The sequence below is a fragment of the Streptomyces sp. NPDC006643 genome, assembly GCF_042870175.1.
Taxonomy (GTDB): domain Bacteria; phylum Actinomycetota; class Actinomycetes; order Streptomycetales; family Streptomycetaceae; genus Streptomyces.
The window spans coordinates 328,765-344,605 of record NZ_JBIAHA010000003.1; the positions used below are offsets into that span (position 1 = coordinate 328,765).

Genomic DNA, 15,841 nt, shown 5'->3' on the forward strand with positions numbered 1-15,841 from the left:
AGCACCTACTCAACCGGGCACTGAGTACGTGCGCGGGCCCCCGGCCTGAAAGAGTGAGACGCATGTCAGACCCGCTGCGCACCGCCCATACCTTCGAGCTCGACCCGGCGACCCTCGGCGAGATCCGCGACCTCCTCGACGTCGCCTTCGACGGGACCTTCAGTGAGGAGGACTGGACGCACGGGCTCGGCGGCGTCCATGTCCTCGTACGGGACGGCACGGGCGAGATGGTCGCGCACGGCAGCGTGATCCAGCGCCGGCTGACGCACGCGGGGCGGTGGTACCGCGTGGGTTACGTCGAGGCGGTCGCCGTCCGCGCGGACCGGCGCGGGGACGGCCTGGGCGGCCGGGTCCTTGAGGTGCTGGAGCGGGTGATCGACCGGGCGTACGACGTCGGCGCGCTCTCCGCGTCCGAGAAGGGCGCCGGGCTCTACCGGTCGCGCGGCTGGCACCTGTGGCAGGGCCGCATCGAGGCGCTGAGCCCCGACGGGGTGGTGCGGCTGCCGGAGGAGGAGGGGGCGATCTATCTCTGGCCGGTGCCCAACAGCGAACTGCCGCCCGCCGACGACGCGTTGATCTTCGACTGGCGCGACGGCGACGTGATGTAGGAGGCGGCTCCGGACGGGTGACGGAGCGCCGTCGCCGGCACCGGATCGCGTTCGCCGTCTCAGATAGTAGGACGTCCGACTAACTGTAGAGACAGAACGGCCCCGCTCCCTTAGCTTTGTAGAAGCCGAACGAATCGCTCGATCCAGCGAACGGCGGACGTGAGCAATCGCCCTCACGCAGGCCACCCCTGCGGGCATGCTCCCCGCCCATCCGGCGCCTCGCAGATGCCTCATGCGGCTCCCCCCGGCCGCATGCCTCAGCTGTCTCAAGGAGTCGATCATCATGGCCGAGACGACAGTCCGCCGCGTCCGTCACCGCGTCCGCAGCAGCGAGTCCGACCGCAAGAACGCCGCGGCGGCCCTCCAGCGCGCCCTCGACCGCCGGGACAACGGCGGCTCCACCGGCCACTGAGCCGGGGCGCCCCTCCCGCACACCGCCGCCGGACAGGCGGGCACACCCCTGCCCTCTCCGCGGGTACACCCCTGACTCATCCGCGGACGCGCTCCACATCCACAACACGCGGCTGTCCGAATCCTGGACCGCGTGTGTCAGGCACTGGGACGCGCAGTAAGGTGCCCGTCATGTCTCGCAGCATCAATCTCGCAGTGATCCCCGGTGACGGCATCGGCCAGGAGGTCGTGGCCCAGGGCCTGAAGGTCCTCGGCTCCGTGCTCCCGCAAGATGTGAAGCTGGAGACCAAGGAGTACGACCTCGGCGCCCGGCGCTGGCACCGTACCGGGGAGACCCTCCCGGACACGGAGCTGACCGCGCTCAAGGCGCACGACGCGATCCTTCTCGGCGCCATCGGCGACCCGTCCGTGCCGTCCGGGGTCCTGGAGCGAGGGCTGCTGCTGAAGCTGCGGTTCGCCTTCGACCACTACGTCAACCTGCGCCCGTCGAAGCTCTTCCCGAACCAGGCCACGCCGCTGGCCGGCCGTCCGGACATCGACTTCGTCGTCGTCCGCGAGGGCACCGAGGGCCCGTACACGGGCAACGGTGGTTCCCTGCGCACCGATACGCCCGCCGAGGTGGCCACCGAGGTCAGTCTCAATACGGCGTACGGCGTGGAGCGTGTCGTGCGCGACGCGTACGAGCGTGCCAACTCCCGCCCCCGCAAGAAGCTGACGCTGGTCCACAAGAACAACGTCCTCGTCTACGCGGGCCACCTCTGGAAGAGGATCTTCGACCGGGTCGGCCAGGAGTACCCCGACGTCTCCACCGACTATCTGCACGTCGACGCCGCGACGATCTTCTTCGTCACCCAGCCCGAGCGTTTCGACGTGATCGTCACCGACAACCTCTTCGGCGACATCCTCACCGACCTCGCCGCTGCCGTGACCGGCGGCATCGGCCTGGCGGCCTCCGCGAACATCAACCCCGACCGGGCGTTCCCGTCCATGTTCGAGCCCGTCCACGGCTCGGCGCCGGACATCGCGGGCCAGGGGAAGGCCGACCCCACGGCCACGATCCTCTCGGTCGCACTGCTGCTGCGGCACCTCGGCTTCGACGCCGAGGCCGCCCGCATCGAGGAGGCCGTCGCGGCCGACCTCGCGGAGCGCGGCGGTGCGCCCCGTACGACCGACGAGATCGGTGACGCGCTCGTCGTACGAGTAGCGAGCTGACCCGCCGACGACTCTTCCAGCCGCCGGGTCTCCGTACCCGGCGGCTGTGCTTTGCGGCCACCGGGTGCCACCATCATCCGTAGGGCCGCATTCACCCCGTTTCATGCCCGGCCCCGCCACGCGCGACAATCGTGGTGGGCCGCGGCATGAGGGAAAGCTCGGACGTCCTAGTACCTGTAGCGGCGTGAGCGCGGTCCGTCACACACAACCGGTGAAGGACAAGAAACCATGACCACGCCCACGACCGCGTTGCCCACCCTGGCGCTCAAGCCCTCGTCCAACCCGCTGTCCGACGCGCAGCGCGAGGCGATCCTGGCCGCCCCCGGCTTCGGCCGCCACTTCACCGACAACATGGTGACCATCAGGTGGACGGAGGGCCGGGGCTGGCACGACGCGCAGCTCGTCCCGTACGGGCCGCTCTCGCTCGACCCGGCCAACATGACGCTGCACTACGCGCAGGAGATCTTCGAAGGGCTGAAGGCCTACCGCCGCCCCGACGGCAGTGTCGCCACCTTCCGGCCCGAGGCCAACGCCCGGCGCTTCCAGGTCTCCGCCCGCCGGCTGGCGATGCCCGAGCTGCCGGTCGAGACATTCATCGAGGCGTGCGACGCGCTCGTCCGGCAGGACGAGGCGTGGGTCCCGCCGCACGGCGGCGAGGCGTCGCTCTATCTGCGGCCGTTCATGATCGCGGCCGAGGTCGGACTGGGGGTGCGGCCCGCGAACGAGTATCTGTTCCTGGTCATCGCCTCCCCGGCCGGCGCGTACTTCCCCGGCGGCGTGAAGCCCGTCTCCATCTGGCTCTCCGAGAACCGGGTGCGCGCCGTCCCGGGCGGCATGGGCGACGCCAAGACCGGCGGCAACTACGCGGCGTCCCTGCTCGCGCAGGCCGAGGCGGCGGCGGAGGGCTGTGACCAGGTCGCCTACCTGGACGCCGTGGAGCACAAGTGGGTCGAGGAACTGGGCGGGATGAACCTGTACTTCGTGTACGGGGACAAGATCGTCACTCCCGAGCTGACCGGCTCCCTGCTGGCCGGCATCACCCGTGACTCGCTGCTGAGGATGGCCGCCGATCTCGGCTACACGTCGCAGGAGCGCCGTATCTCGATCGACGAGTGGCGGCGCGACACCGAGAACGGCACCCTCACCGAGGTGTTCGCCTGCGGCACGGCCGCCGTCATCACGCCGGTCGGGCTCGTCAGGTCGGCGAGCGGTGAGTGGACGCAGTCGGGCGGCGAGCCCGGCGAGGTCACGTCGAAGCTGCGCGCGGCGCTGCTGGACATCCAGACGGGGCGGACCGAGGACATCCACGGATGGATGCACCAGGTGGGCTGACGCCCGGGGAGTGCCTGGCGGCGATAAATGCAGAACATCTCTTCGCGAAGAGATGTTCTGCATTTATGCTCGCCCCATGACGACCGACCCCAAGTCCGGCGACCCCGCTGACCCCGCTGGCCCTGCCGGCCCCGCTGACCCTGCCGGCCCCGCTGGCTCCCGCGACCCTCTGGGCCCCGACCCGGACCACGACGTCACGCTGGACGCCGCGGCGCTCCGCGTGCTGGCCCACCCCGTGCGGCTGGTCATGCTGAACACGCTGCGGGAGCGCGGTCCTTCCACGGCGCGGCGGCTGGCCAAGGAGCTGGATCTGGACTCCGGGGCGGCCAGTTACCATCTGCGCCGCCTGGCGGCCGGCGGTCTCATCGAGGAGGACGAGGAGCGGGGCACCCGGCGCGACCGCTGGTGGCGGGCGCGGCACCAGCGGTCGTACCACGACCCCGCCACCGTGGCACCGGACGAGCGGCAGGGCAGCCGCGCGTACGCGAACGCGGTGGTGCTCGCCTACGGTGACCGACTGCGCAGGCTCGCCCCGGCCGTTCCGCTCCTCCCGGACGACTGGTTCGAGGCCTCGATCTTCAGCGACTACAGCGTGCGCCTGACGCCCTCCGAGCTCGACGAGATGAAGCGCGAACTGGTCGGCGTCATCGCCAAGTACCGAACACGGGGCGCGAGTTCGGAGAGTACGGAGCCGGCGGAGGGGGCCGCGCAGGTGTCCGTACAGCTCCAGATGTTCCCCCGGCTGTGATACCCGAGCCCGCCCCCGAGGCCACCGAGCCCGCCCCCGCCGTCGCGTCCGCGCCCGAGAGGCCCGCCTACCGCGACCCGAACGTCCTGCGCTGGCTCGGTGCCTACACCACCTCCGTGACGGGCGACATCGTCTACTTCCTCGCCCTCACCTGGGCCGTCACCCAGGAGTCCGGCCCCGCCCAGGCCGGTGCGGTGCTCGCCGCCGGCGCCGTGCCCCGCGCAGTCCTCATGCTGGCGGGCGGCGTGATCGCCGACCGGTTCGGGCCGCGCCGTGTCGTCATCGGCAGCGATCTCGTCCGCTGCGTGGTGATTCTCGCCGCCGCCACCGTCGCGCTGCTCGTCGGTACGGAGCTGTGGCTGCTCGTCGCGCTGGCCGTCGTCTTCGGCTCCGTGGACGCGCTGTTCATGCCCGCGGTCGGGGCGCTGCCCCCACGGATCGCGGCGACCGGCCAACTCACCCGGGTGCAGGGCCTGCGGCTGCTGTCCCTCAGGTTGAGCAACACCGTCGGTCCGCCGCTCGCGGCCTTCGCACTGTCCGCGGGCGGCTCCCCGGGAGCCTTCGGCGTGGCCGGCGCTCTCTTCGTCCTGTCCCTGGTCCTGCTCCTGGCCGTACGGGTCCGTCCGCTGCCGCCGCAGGACGCCCCGGACCCGCAGGACGCCCCGAACACCGCGGACGGGGCGGACGCCACCACGCCCTGTGAGGAGTTCCGCGACGGGCTGCGCTATCTGCGCGCCAACGGCCGCGTCGCGTCCCTCGTCGTAGTCATCGGGCTCGGCGAGATGTGCTTCAGCGGACCCGTCAGCACCGGCCTCGTACTGCTCGCCGACGAACGCGACTGGGGTACGGCGACGGCCGGCTGGATCCTCAGCGCCTTCAGCATCGGCGCGGCCATCGCCAGCCTGCTGCTGAGCGTGTCGCCCCGCGTCCCGCGCGCCGGGCTCACCATGTCCTGCGCCCTCCTGCTGACGGCGTCGCTTGTCGTCGCCACCGGCAACGCGCCCACCGCCGCGCTGTCGATAGCGCTGGGCGCGTTGCTCGGTACGGCGAGCGGGGCGGCCATGGTGGTCAGCAACGCCCTGCTCCAGAAGGAGACCGATCCCCGCTATCTCGGCCGGGTCACCTCCGTGATGACCCTGTGCACCCTGGGGCTCAGTCCGCTGCTCTATCCGCTCGTCGGCCTCGTCGCGGCGAGTTGGGGAGTCGGCGCCTTCTTCACGGGCTGCGGCGTCATATGCGCACTGGCGTCGGGCGTCGGCCTTCTCGTCCGCTCCGTACGCACCGCCACGCTGTGAGCGCCAGCGGCTTTCCCCCTGGTCGGCGCCCGCCGGATCTTCGCGAGCGGCGGGGCGTTCACCGTGTGACCCGGCGGCAACCCCGCGTGCCCGCGTCAGGTACAACGGACGAGTGACACCCACCGCGCGCCGTCGCAACGCGGCCCCGCCCCGCGAGGCCGTGCTCGCCGCCGCCATGGACACCATCGCCGGGCGCGGCCTCGACGGTCTCACCATGGCGGGGCTCGGACGCGACGTCGGAATGAGCAGCGGGCACCTCCTCTACTACTTCCGTACGAAGGACGAGTTGCTGCTCCAGACCCTGGAGTGGAGCGAGTCGCGACGCGGCGCCCGGCGCAGGGGGCTGCTGTCCCGGCAGATGACGGTGCGGGAGCGGTTGGACGCGTACGTCGATCTCTACGTCCCCGACGGTCACCGCGATCCGCACTGGACGCTGTGGCTGGAGGTCTGGAAGCGCTCCCAGGACGCCGCCGACGACGCCCGCGCCCGGCAGGCGGCGATCGAGCGGGCCTGGCACCGGGACCTCGTGGCGCTGCTGGCCGAGGGAATCTCGCTCGGCGAGCTGCGGGCCGTCGACCCGGACCGGTCCGCCGCCCGGCTGCGCGCGCTGCTCGACGGTTTCAGCGTCCATGTGGTGGTCGGCGTACCGGGCACCGGCCGGGCCCAAGTCCTGGCACATGTTCGCGAGTTCATCGAGGACGCACTCGTCTGACCCGTACATCTGCCCCTGCACCCGACCCGTACATCTGCCCGTGCATCTGCCCGTACGTCTGCCCCGTGTCCCGGTCGGCCGTCCCGTCTCACGCCACCCGCGCACCGCCCGTATCGTGAGACGGGGCTTCCACGGGAGTGCAAACGTGCCACACTGCTTCCGTGTTCTCGTTCGCCATGATTATGGGCAGCAGGCGCGCCGGTCCGCAGTGACCGCTACGTACCATCACGTACGGAGCGGCCATCGTGCCCCAGACCCGCGCGCAGACCTCTCGCACCCGCGAGGGGTTTTTTCGTTTTCCGGCCCCACCCCGGCCGGGACGGGACGCACGCGCAGACGGTGGCAGTGGAGCCAGACCCTCCCTCACTCGACAGGAGCCACAGAGTCATGACCACAGATCCAACGGTCACCGACGACAGTTTCCATGTCTTCGACACCACGCTGCGCGACGGAGCCCAGCGCGAAGGCATCAATCTGACGGTCGCCGACAAGCTGACCATCGCGCGGCACCTGGACGACTTCGGGGTGGGGTTCGTCGAGGGCGGCTGGCCGGGCGCCAACCCGCGGGACACCGAGTTCTTCGCCCGCGCCCGGAGCGAGATCGACTTCAAGCACGCCCAGCTCGTCGCCTTCGGCGCCACGCGCCGTCCCGGCGCCCAGGCCGCCGACGACCCGCAGGTCAGGGCGCTGCTCGAATCGGGCGCCCCGGTGATCACGCTCGTCGCCAAGTCGCACGACCGGCATGTCGAGCTGGCACTGCGCACCACCCTCGAAGAGAACCTGGCGATGGTCGCCGACACCGTGTCCCATCTGCGCGAACAGGGCAGGCGCGTCTTCGTCGACTGCGAGCACTTCTTCGACGGATACCGCGCCAACCCCGAGTACGCCAAGGCCGTCGTCCGGGCCGCGGCCGAGGCCGGCGCGGACGTCGTCATCCTCTGCGACACCAACGGCGGCATGCTGCCCGCCCAGATCCAGGCCGTGGTCGCCACCGTGCTCGCCGACACCGGCGCCCGGCTCGGCATCCACGCCCAGGACGACACCGGCTGCGCCGTCGCCAACACCCTCGCCGCCGTCGACGCGGGCGCCACCCATGTGCAGTGCACCGCGAACGGCTACGGCGAGCGTGTCGGCAACGCGAACCTCTTCCCCGTCGTCGCCGCGCTGGAGCTGAAGTACGGCAAGCGGGTCCTGCCCCCGGGCGCGCTGTCGGAGATGACCCGCATCTCGCACGCCATCGCCGAAGTGGTCAATCTGACACCCTCCACCCACCAGCCGTACGTCGGCGTCTCCGCCTTCGCGCACAAGGCCGGGCTGCACGCCTCCGCGATCAAGGTCGACCCAGATCTCTACCAGCACATCGACCCGACCCAGGTCGGCAACACCATGCGGATGCTCGTCTCCGACATGGCGGGGCGCGCCTCGATCGAGCTGAAGGGCAAGGAACTGGGCATCGACCTCGGCGACGACCGCGACCTCGTCGGCCGCGTCGTCGGCCGGGTCAAGGAGCGCGAACTCAAGGGCTACACGTACGAGGCCGCCGACGCCTCCTTCGAGCTGCTGCTGCGCGAGGAGGCCGAGGGCAGGGCGCGGAGCTACTTCCGTACGGAGTCCTGGCGCGCGATCGTCGAGGACCGCCCGGACGGCTCGCACGCCAACGAGGCGACCGTGAAGCTGTGGGCGAAGGGCGAGCGCATCGTCGCCACCGCCGAGGGCAACGGGCCGGTCAACGCGCTCGACCGGGCCATGCGGGTCGGCCTGGAACGCATCTACCCGCAGCTGGCCAAGCTGGAGCTGGTGGACTACAAGGTCCGCATCCTGGAGGGCAAGCACGGCACGGAGTCCACGACGCGTGTGCTGATCACCACGGGGGACGGGGCGGCGGAGTGGTCGACGGTGGGGGTCGGCGAGAACGTGATCGCCGCGTCGTGGCAGGCCCTGGAGGACGCGTACACCTACGGACTGCTGCGGGCCGGGGTCGAGCCGGCCGAATAGGCGCGCGCGGGTCGGCAGACGCGACGACGGGGGTGCCGGTGACCGCCCGGCCACCGGCACCCCGTGCACGAGGGCGGCGTACGGGCTACGTCACGCCTGGAGCCGCCACTTCTGGTTGGCCGCCCCGGTGCAGCTCCACAGCTGAGCCTTCGCCCCGTTCGCCGACGAATTCCCGGTGATGTCGAGGCACTTGTCGGCCGGAGCGTTCACCAGATCGCCGCTGCCCGACTCGTATCTCCACTGCTGCGCCCCGGAGCCGTTGCAGTCGTACAGCTGGATCTTCGCCCCGTTCGCCGTCGACGCGGCGGCGACATCCAGGCACTTGCCGAGCGTGCGCACCGACCCGTCGCCGCCGACGGTCCAGCGCTGCGCCGCCGATCCGTTGCAGTCCCAGAGCTGGACGGCCGTGCCGTTGGCGCTGTTCCCGCCGGCCGCCTCCAGGCACTTGCCGCCGAGACCGATCAGGGTGCCGGCGGTGCCGCCGCCGTCGCCGGACTGGCCGCCCGCCCAGGTGAACGTGGCCGACGTCTTGCCGGGCAGCGAGTAACTGAAGTTCTGGCCGCCCCAGTTGACCCGGATCTCGCGCGCCTGCGACGCCTCGTTGTAGGCGATGAGCGCCTTCGAGCCGTTCGGGTTCTGCCAGGCCACGTTGGGCACGGTGGTGCTGGCGGAGGACTCGATACGGTGCGCGCCCGGCGTCACGAACTTGGTGAGGTGTCCCATCGTGTAGTACTCGATGTTGTACTTCACCTGACCGTGCTGCGCGCCGCCGTTGTTGACGGTGATCAGCCCGTCGCAGGTGCCGCAGCCGCCGTTGTGCGGGCCCCGGTTCTGGTCCACGGCCAGGGACCACTTGGTCACCGACTTCGCCCAGTTACGGGTGTAGTTGATGATGTTGGACATGTCCTCGGTCTGCTGATTGCCGATCCAGGTGCCGCCGGAGTGCTCGGTCTGGAAGGCGTCCAGCTGCGGGTACTGGTTGTGCACCTGCGTCTGCTTGTTGACGTCGCCGCCGTAGCCGTGCCAGGCGATGCCGCCGAAGTTGGGGTGGTTGCGGATGGCCGCGTCGTTCACGGTCTCGGCGGCGTACGCGTCGTAGGTGTCCCAGTTCCAGTCGTGCGCCATGACCTTGGTGGGCAGGCCGGCCGCCTGGAGCCCGGGGAGCAGTTCGGCCTTCGTGAAGTACGCGAGACCCGAGGCGTTCCAGCTCATGGACGGGTACGAGGAGCAGCAGGTCGGCTCGTTCTGCGCGGAGACGTAGTCGATCGGCAGACCCTGATCGCGGTACGCCTGGAGGTACTTGACGAAGTAGTCGGCGTAGACGCCGTAGTTCTCCGCCTTCAGCCAGCCGCCGTTCAGCTGGCCGTTGTCCTTCATCCACGCCGGGGCGGTCCACGGCGACGCCATGGTCGTCAGCGCCGGGTTGAGCTGCTTCGCCTGCTTCGTCAGCGGCAGCACGTCCTGGAGATCATGTGCGATCGAGAATTCCGACAGGTCCGGGTCGGTCTGTCCGGCCGGCATGTCGTCGAAGGTGTAGCCGAACCGCGCGAGGTCCGAGCCGCCCAGCGGATTGCGGATGAACGAGAGCCCGATGCCGTCCGTCGGCGAGAAGAGCTTGCGCATCGTGTCGTCGCGGGTGGCCTGGGAGAGCGCGCCGCTGCCCTTCATCAGCCAGGCGGCCGTGTCCGTGAACGAGGCGCCGCCGCCGGTGAAGGTCTGGTACTTGGTGTTCTCGTTGACGGTGACGTTGGTGCCGCTGCCGCCGTTGCCCGGCTGGAAGTTGACGGGCGTCTGCTGCTGGAGGCCGCGGGTCACCGTACGGCCGCCGCCGTCGCTGGTGGTGGTCAGCCAGATGTTCACCTGCTCGCCCGCGGCCTGCGCCGTACCGGCGGAGACGCCGGTGAGACCGGCGGTCGTGAGCGCGCCGACGAGAAGCAGCCTCGTCAGCCGTGCGCGGGCGGTTCTCGGTCTGATCATGGGGCGCTGCCCTTCTTGACAGAGGGGTGGGGGGTCTTCCATGGATCGTGAGGCGAGCGTGAACGCTGTTGTGAACTCCAGTCAAGGGCCTGAACATTCAGAACCTGAACGCATAACCCCCTCTGGATCCCCAGGAGTCGCCTCCCGAGTAATTTCGGTGTGAAGTCTTGACGGCTTTGGTCTGGACCGGTTAACTCACCGCTCACATTGGAACCGGTTCCGGTACCGGTACCGGAACCGGTTCCAGCCCACGATTCGGAGGCCCTCCGATGCGCGTCACCATTGCCGATGTCGCCCGAGCGGCCGGCGTCAGCAAGACGACCGTGTCCCGGGTCATCAACACCAAGGGCGAGGTCGACGGTGGAACGGCCGCCAGGGTCCGCGCGGTCATCGCATCTCTTGGATACGTGCCCAGCTCGGGCGCCGTCGGACTGGCCCGCGGCAGCAGCCGTACGGTCGGGATGCTGGTGCCCTCGCTGACCTGGCCGTGGATGGGCGAGGTCCTGCAAGGCGTCGTCGACACGGTGGAGGCCGCCGGCTACGGCCTGCTGCTCTTCACCTTCAACCGCGGCGCGGACTCGGTCGAGCGCTTCACCACCCAGGTCTCCGCGCGGGCCTTCGACGGACTGCTCGTCGTCGAACCCGAGAACACGCTCGACAAGATCATCGCCCTGAGCGACAAGGGTCTGCCGGTCGTGCTGATCGACGACCGCGGCAGCCACCCCGACGAATTCCCCTCCGTCGTGACCACCAACCACGAAGGAGGTGCGTCCGCCGCCCGCCATCTGCTGGCCGACGGACGCAGCAGACCCCTGGTCATCACGGGGCCGGAGCAGTTCGGCTGCGTACGCGACCGGCTCGGCGGTTTCCGCGAGATCCTGCCGACCGACCTGGTCGCGGTGGGGGACTTCACCGAGCTGTCCGGACGTCTCGCCGTCGAGCGACTCCTCGCCGCCGGGACCCCGTTCGACTCCGTCTTCGCGCACAACGACATCAGCGCCGCCGGCGCGCTGCGGGCGTTGCGCGCGGCGGGGCGCTCGGTGCCGCACGACATCGCCGTGGTCGGGTTCGACGACATCCCGATGGCCCAGCACACCGAACCGCCCCTGACGACCGTCCGCCAGCCCACCCGGCGGATGGGGGAGACGGCGGCGCTGATGCTGCTCGGCCATCTGGGAGGGGCGACCGCGCAGGAGACGGTCGTGCTCCCGACGGAGCTGGTCGTACGGCAGTCGGCACCGCTCGCGGCGAACTCCCCGGCGTCCGGCGGGAGTTCGTCCGCCGGAGAGCCTGTCGGGTCCGTCGGCTCCGCCGGATCGGTGGGGTCCGCCGATTCGGTGCGGTCCGTCGGATCCGTCGGGTCCCTCGGGTCCGACCCCGTATCAGCGACGCACAGGGTCTCGTAGAAGTACGACGCAGTGGTTCGACGCACCAGTACGACGATCGACATCTGACACAACGATACCTGACACACCGTCAGAACAGCGCAGGCGCAAGGCCGCACAGCCGGATCCCGGTAAACCCGCACGCGTACACCAGCACACACCAGCCACACCCGCACACAGCACCTGGTAACGCACCACACCCGGTCCCCGGGGCCCCCAGTCCCACGGGCCCGCCGTCCCACAGAGCCGCATTCCCTTTCTGGAGTCGCCATGTCCGCACACCGCAAGCTCCGGGCGCTGGCCGCCGCCACCGTCGTGGCCGCGCTCGCCGCCGGATGTTCCTCGGCCAACTCGGATGCCAACCGGTCATCAGGCGGCGCCTCCGGCGTCCTCACCATCGGTATGCCGAACGGCCCGCAGACCAACAACAGCAACCCGTTCCTCGGCACCTCCGCGGGCGCGTCGCTGGGCTACCGCTACATGATCTACGAGCCCCTGGTGATGACCAACCTGGTGCGCCCCAGCGAGAAGGGCAAGCCCTGGCTGGCCAGCGACTGGAAGTGGGAGGCCAACTTCACCAAGGTCACCTTCACCATCGACGAGCGGGCCAAGTGGTCGGACGGCAAGAAGCTGACCGCCGAGGACGTGGCGTACACCTTCGAACTGATCAAGAAGTATCCGGCGCTCAACGGCAACGGCGTCCCCTACGACGGCATAGCCGTGGCCGACGGCAAGGTGGTCCTCACCTTCAAGGACTCCCAGTTCGTCAACCAGAACAAGATCACCACGACGTTCGTCGTCCCCAAGCACATCTGGGAGAAGGTCAAGGACCCGGCGACCTGGCCCAACCGCGAGCCGCTCGGATCGGGGCCGTACAAGCTGAAGACCTTCACCCCGCAGACCACCACGCTCGACACCACGTCCTCGTACTGGAAGGGCAAGACGCAGGTGAAGGAGCTCCGCTTCACCTCGTACAACGACAACAGCGCGCAGACCACCGCTCTCGCCAACGGCAAGTCCGAGTGGTCGTTCGTGTTCATGCCGAACTACAAGCAGCTGTACGTCGCCAAGGACCCCAAGAACAACAAGCTCTGGTTCCCCTCCGGACTCGGCATCCACGGCCTGTGGTTCAACACCACCAAGGGCCCGCTCGGTGACCCGGCGCTCCGCAAGGCCATGGCCATGGTGATCGACCGCAAGGCGATCCACGTCCAGGCGCAGGCCACGCTCTACCCGGAGATCACCAACCCCACCGGCATCCCGCTGCCCGCCGGTGAGTCCTTCCTCGCCCCCGAGTACAAGGGCGTCACGATCAAGCCCGACGTCGCCGGCGCGAAGAAGGTCCTGGACGAGGCGGGCTACACGCTCGACGGCAGTGTCCTGAAGGACCCGGACGGCAAGGCCGTGAAGCTGACCTTCACCGACCCCGCCGGCTGGAACGACTACATCACCGGCCTGTCCATCATCAAGGACAACATCAAGCCCCTGGGTATCGAGGCGCAGGTCAAGACCCAGACCGCCGAGGCGTGGACCTCCGACGTCAACAACGGCAAGTTCGACGCCACGCTGCACTGGACCAACTCCGGTGCCACGCCGTACGACATGTACCAGAACATCATGGACGGCGCCCTGCTCCAGCCCGTCGGAAAGAGCGCCCCGCTCGGCAACTTCGGCCGCTTCGACAGCCCCGAGGCGACCAAGGCGCTGAAGGAGTACGCGAACGCCACCGAGGACTCGGCGCGCACCACGGCGCTGAACACCCTCCAGAAGATCATGGTCGACGAGGTCCCGATGATTCCGACGGCGGCGGCCCCGATCGGTGCGGAGTACTCCACGAAGAACTGGGTGGGCTGGCCGACGGAGGCCGACCCGTACGGCCCGCCGCAGCCGACCCAGCCCAACGCGCTGGACGTCGTACTGCACCTCAAGCCCGCGAAGTGACGAGGCCGGCCGATGACCAACCACGACCAGGACCCCGTCGAGAACGGCTCCACGCCCAGCAGTGACAGCGCCGGCCACGGTGACGGCCACAGCGCCGACCGGAGCGCCGGCCACGGCGACAGCCACAGCCACGGTGACAGCGACATCGTGCTCGAAGCGCGCGGCGTCACCAAGCACTTCCCCGTCAGACGGACCGTCGGCGACCTCGTCGCCCGTCGGCACCGTGCCGTCCACGCCGTCGACGACGTCTCGCTGCGCCTGCGGCGCGGCAGCGTCACGGCGCTGGTCGGGGAGTCGGGGTCGGGCAAGTCGACCGTGGCCCGGCTGCTGTCACAGCTGTATCCGCTCACCAGCGGCGAGATACGGCTCGGCGGCGCCCCGGTCCAGGCTGGTCGCGGCCGGTCCTTCCGGGCGTACGTGAAACAGGTCCAGCTGATCTTCCAGGACCCGTTCGCCTCGCTCAACCCCGTGCACACGGTGCGCTACCACCTCACCCGCTCGCTGAAGATCCACGGCAAGCAGGGCACCGAGGCGGAGGCGTGCGAACTGCTGGAACGCGTCCAACTGCTGCCACCTCTTCAGTACTTGGACAAATTCCCGCACGAGCTGTCCGGCGGCCAGCGCCAGCGCGTCGCCATCGCGCGGGCGCTGGGAGCCGACCCCAAGGTGCTCCTTGCGGACGAGCCCGTCTCGATGCTGGACGTCTCCATCCGGCTCGGCGTACTGAACCTCCTGCGTGACCTCAAGGAGCGCCTGCATCTGGCGATCCTCTACATCACGCACGACATCGCGTCCGCGCGGTACTTCGCGGACACGACCCTGGTGATGTACGCCGGCCGGATCGTGGAGGGCGGCGACAGCGAGACCGTCACCCAGCAACCCGCGCACCCTTATACCCAGTTGCTCATCGCCTCGGCCCCCGACCCGGACCGGATCGTGGCCGAGGAGGACCAGGAGGAGACCGGCAGCGGCGAGCCCCCTTCGCTGATCTCCCCGCCCGAGGGCTGCCGCTTCCACCCCCGCTGCCCCAAGGCGATGGAGCGCTGCCGCACCGAACTGCCGCCGCGCTTCGAACTCGACGGCGGACAGTGGGCGGCGTGCTGGCTGTACGAGGACCGCCCCGTCACCACGGAGATCCCCGGCGCGAGCACCAGCGACACGAGCACGACGGACACGGGCACGGCGGACGCCGGCACCAAGGGCGCCGGCAAGGGCGCGAGCACGACGGAGGTGGCGGCGAAGTGAAGTTCGTCCTCCAGCGGATCATCTTCTACGCCGTCACGGCGTGGGCGGCGATCACCATCAACTTCCTCATCCCGCGGCTGATGCCCGGCGACCCCGTCCAGGCCCTGATCGCCCGCTTCCAGGGCCAGCTCGACACCAGCGCCATCGCCTCCCTCAAGGCCCTCTTCGGCCTCGACAAGGAACGCTCGCTCTGGCAGCAGTACACCGACTACTGGGGCCAGCTCTTCCAGGGCGACCTCGGGCTCTCCTTCACCTTCTTCCCGACGCCCGTCAGCGAGGTCATCTCGCAGTCGCTGCCCTGGACGCTGGTACTGGTCGGCCTCACCACCCTGATCAGCTTTCTGCTCGGCACCGGTATCGGCGTCTACAGCGGCTGGCGGCGCGGCTCCTGGATGGACAGCCTGCTGCCCGTCACGACGTTCATCTCCTCGATCCCGTACTTCTGGCTCGGGCTCATCGCCATCGCCCTGTTCGCCGTGAAGTGGCCGATCTTCCCGGCCGCCGGCGGTTACGACAGCTCGCTGGTGCCCGCCTTCGACGTCCCGTTCATCTCCAGCGCGCTGTACCACGGCTTCCTGCCCGGCATCACGATCATCCTCAGCGCCATCGCCGGCTGGATCCTCGGCATGCGCAACATGATGGTGACCGTCTCGTCCGAGGACTACGTCATGGTGGCGCAGGCCAAGGGGCTCTCCGAGCGCCGCGTGATGTTCTCGTACGCCGCGCGCAACGCGATCCTCCCCAACATCTCCGGCTTCGCGCTCTCGCTGGGCTTCATCGTCGGCGGGACGCTGCTGGTGGAGATGGTCTTCTCCTATCCGGGCATCGGCTATCAGCTCTTCCAGGCCGTCGGCGCCAAGGACTATCCGCTGATGCAGGGCGTGTTCCTGATCATCACCCTGTCCGTGCTCGCGGCGAATCTCCTCGCGGACATGGTCTATCTCTTCCTCGACCCGCGCACCCGGAAGGAGGCCTGAGCC

General features: G+C 69.6%; 12 protein-coding genes and 1 pseudogene. 12 read left to right on the forward strand and 1 reads right to left on the reverse strand.

Features of this window, described 5'->3' with window-relative positions; genetic code table 11:
• The first annotated feature begins 62 nt into the window (after positions 1–62).
• The 8 genes from ACFYNU_RS06410 (at position 63) to cimA (ending at position 8,313) form a co-directional block, all read left to right on the forward strand.
• Complete coding sequence (locus tag ACFYNU_RS06410; RefSeq protein WP_356587917.1) at positions 63–608, forward strand: GNAT family N-acetyltransferase; 546 nt, start codon at positions 63–65, stop codon at positions 606–608.
• 283 nt (positions 609–891) lie between these two features.
• A complete protein-coding gene (locus tag ACFYNU_RS06415) occupies positions 892–1,020 on the forward strand; it encodes a hypothetical protein (RefSeq protein WP_023538442.1) in 129 nt (42 codons plus the stop codon).
• Between the two features lie 170 nt (positions 1,021–1,190).
• On the forward strand, positions 1,191–2,231 hold the full coding sequence (locus ACFYNU_RS06420) for a 3-isopropylmalate dehydrogenase (RefSeq protein ID WP_356587915.1): 1,041 nt from the start codon (positions 1,191–1,193) through the stop codon (positions 2,229–2,231).
• A 228-nt stretch (positions 2,232–2,459) separates the two neighbouring features.
• A complete protein-coding gene (locus tag ACFYNU_RS06425; protein WP_356587913.1) occupies positions 2,460–3,563 on the forward strand; it encodes a branched-chain amino acid aminotransferase in 1,104 nt (367 codons plus the stop codon).
• A gap of 76 nt (positions 3,564–3,639) precedes the next feature.
• Positions 3,640–4,311 carry a helix-turn-helix domain-containing protein gene (locus ACFYNU_RS06430; protein ID WP_356587911.1) on the forward strand — a complete coding sequence of 224 codons (672 nt, stop codon included), beginning with the start codon at positions 3,640–3,642 and terminating at the stop codon, positions 4,309–4,311.
• The gene (locus tag ACFYNU_RS06435) at positions 4,311–5,606 is read left to right on the forward strand and encodes an MFS transporter (protein ID WP_356588242.1); all 1,296 of its coding nucleotides are present in this window, start codon (positions 4,311–4,313) and stop codon (positions 5,604–5,606) included. The genes ACFYNU_RS06430 and ACFYNU_RS06435 overlap by 1 nt, the downstream gene beginning before the upstream one ends.
• A gap of 112 nt (positions 5,607–5,718) precedes the next feature.
• Positions 5,719–6,318 carry a TetR/AcrR family transcriptional regulator gene (locus ACFYNU_RS06440; RefSeq protein ID WP_356587909.1) on the forward strand — a complete coding sequence of 200 codons (600 nt, stop codon included), beginning with the start codon at positions 5,719–5,721 and terminating at the stop codon, positions 6,316–6,318.
• 387 nt (positions 6,319–6,705) lie between these two features.
• On the forward strand, positions 6,706–8,313 hold the full coding sequence (gene cimA, locus ACFYNU_RS06445; RefSeq protein WP_356587907.1) for a citramalate synthase: 1,608 nt from the start codon (positions 6,706–6,708) through the stop codon (positions 8,311–8,313).
• Positions 8,314–8,403: 90 nt separating this feature from the next.
• Here cimA and ACFYNU_RS06450 read toward each other — a convergent pair whose 3' ends face one another.
• The gene (locus ACFYNU_RS06450; RefSeq protein ID WP_356587905.1) at positions 8,404–10,290 is read right to left on the reverse strand and encodes a ricin-type beta-trefoil lectin domain protein; all 1,887 of its coding nucleotides are present in this window, start codon (positions 10,288–10,290) and stop codon (positions 8,404–8,406) included.
• Between the two features lie 269 nt (positions 10,291–10,559).
• Between ACFYNU_RS06450 and ACFYNU_RS06455 the strand changes: the two are divergent.
• The 4 genes and pseudogenes from ACFYNU_RS06455 to ACFYNU_RS06470 form a co-directional block, all read left to right on the forward strand.
• A pseudogene (locus tag ACFYNU_RS06455) lies at positions 10,560–11,531 on the forward strand (LacI family DNA-binding transcriptional regulator); the annotation flags it as partial.
• Between the two features lie 414 nt (positions 11,532–11,945).
• Positions 11,946–13,616, forward strand: a complete 1,671-nt coding sequence (locus tag ACFYNU_RS06460) for an ABC transporter substrate-binding protein (protein WP_356587903.1) — start codon at positions 11,946–11,948, stop codon at positions 13,614–13,616.
• Positions 13,617–13,628: 12 nt separating this feature from the next.
• Positions 13,629–14,861, forward strand: coding sequence for an ABC transporter ATP-binding protein (locus ACFYNU_RS06465; protein WP_356587901.1), 1,233 nt, complete (start codon positions 13,629–13,631; stop codon positions 14,859–14,861).
• Positions 14,858–15,838, forward strand: coding sequence for an ABC transporter permease (locus ACFYNU_RS06470; protein ID WP_356587899.1), 981 nt, complete (start codon positions 14,858–14,860; stop codon positions 15,836–15,838). The genes ACFYNU_RS06465 and ACFYNU_RS06470 overlap by 4 nt, the downstream gene beginning before the upstream one ends.
• The last annotated feature ends 3 nt before the right edge of the window (positions 15,839–15,841 follow it).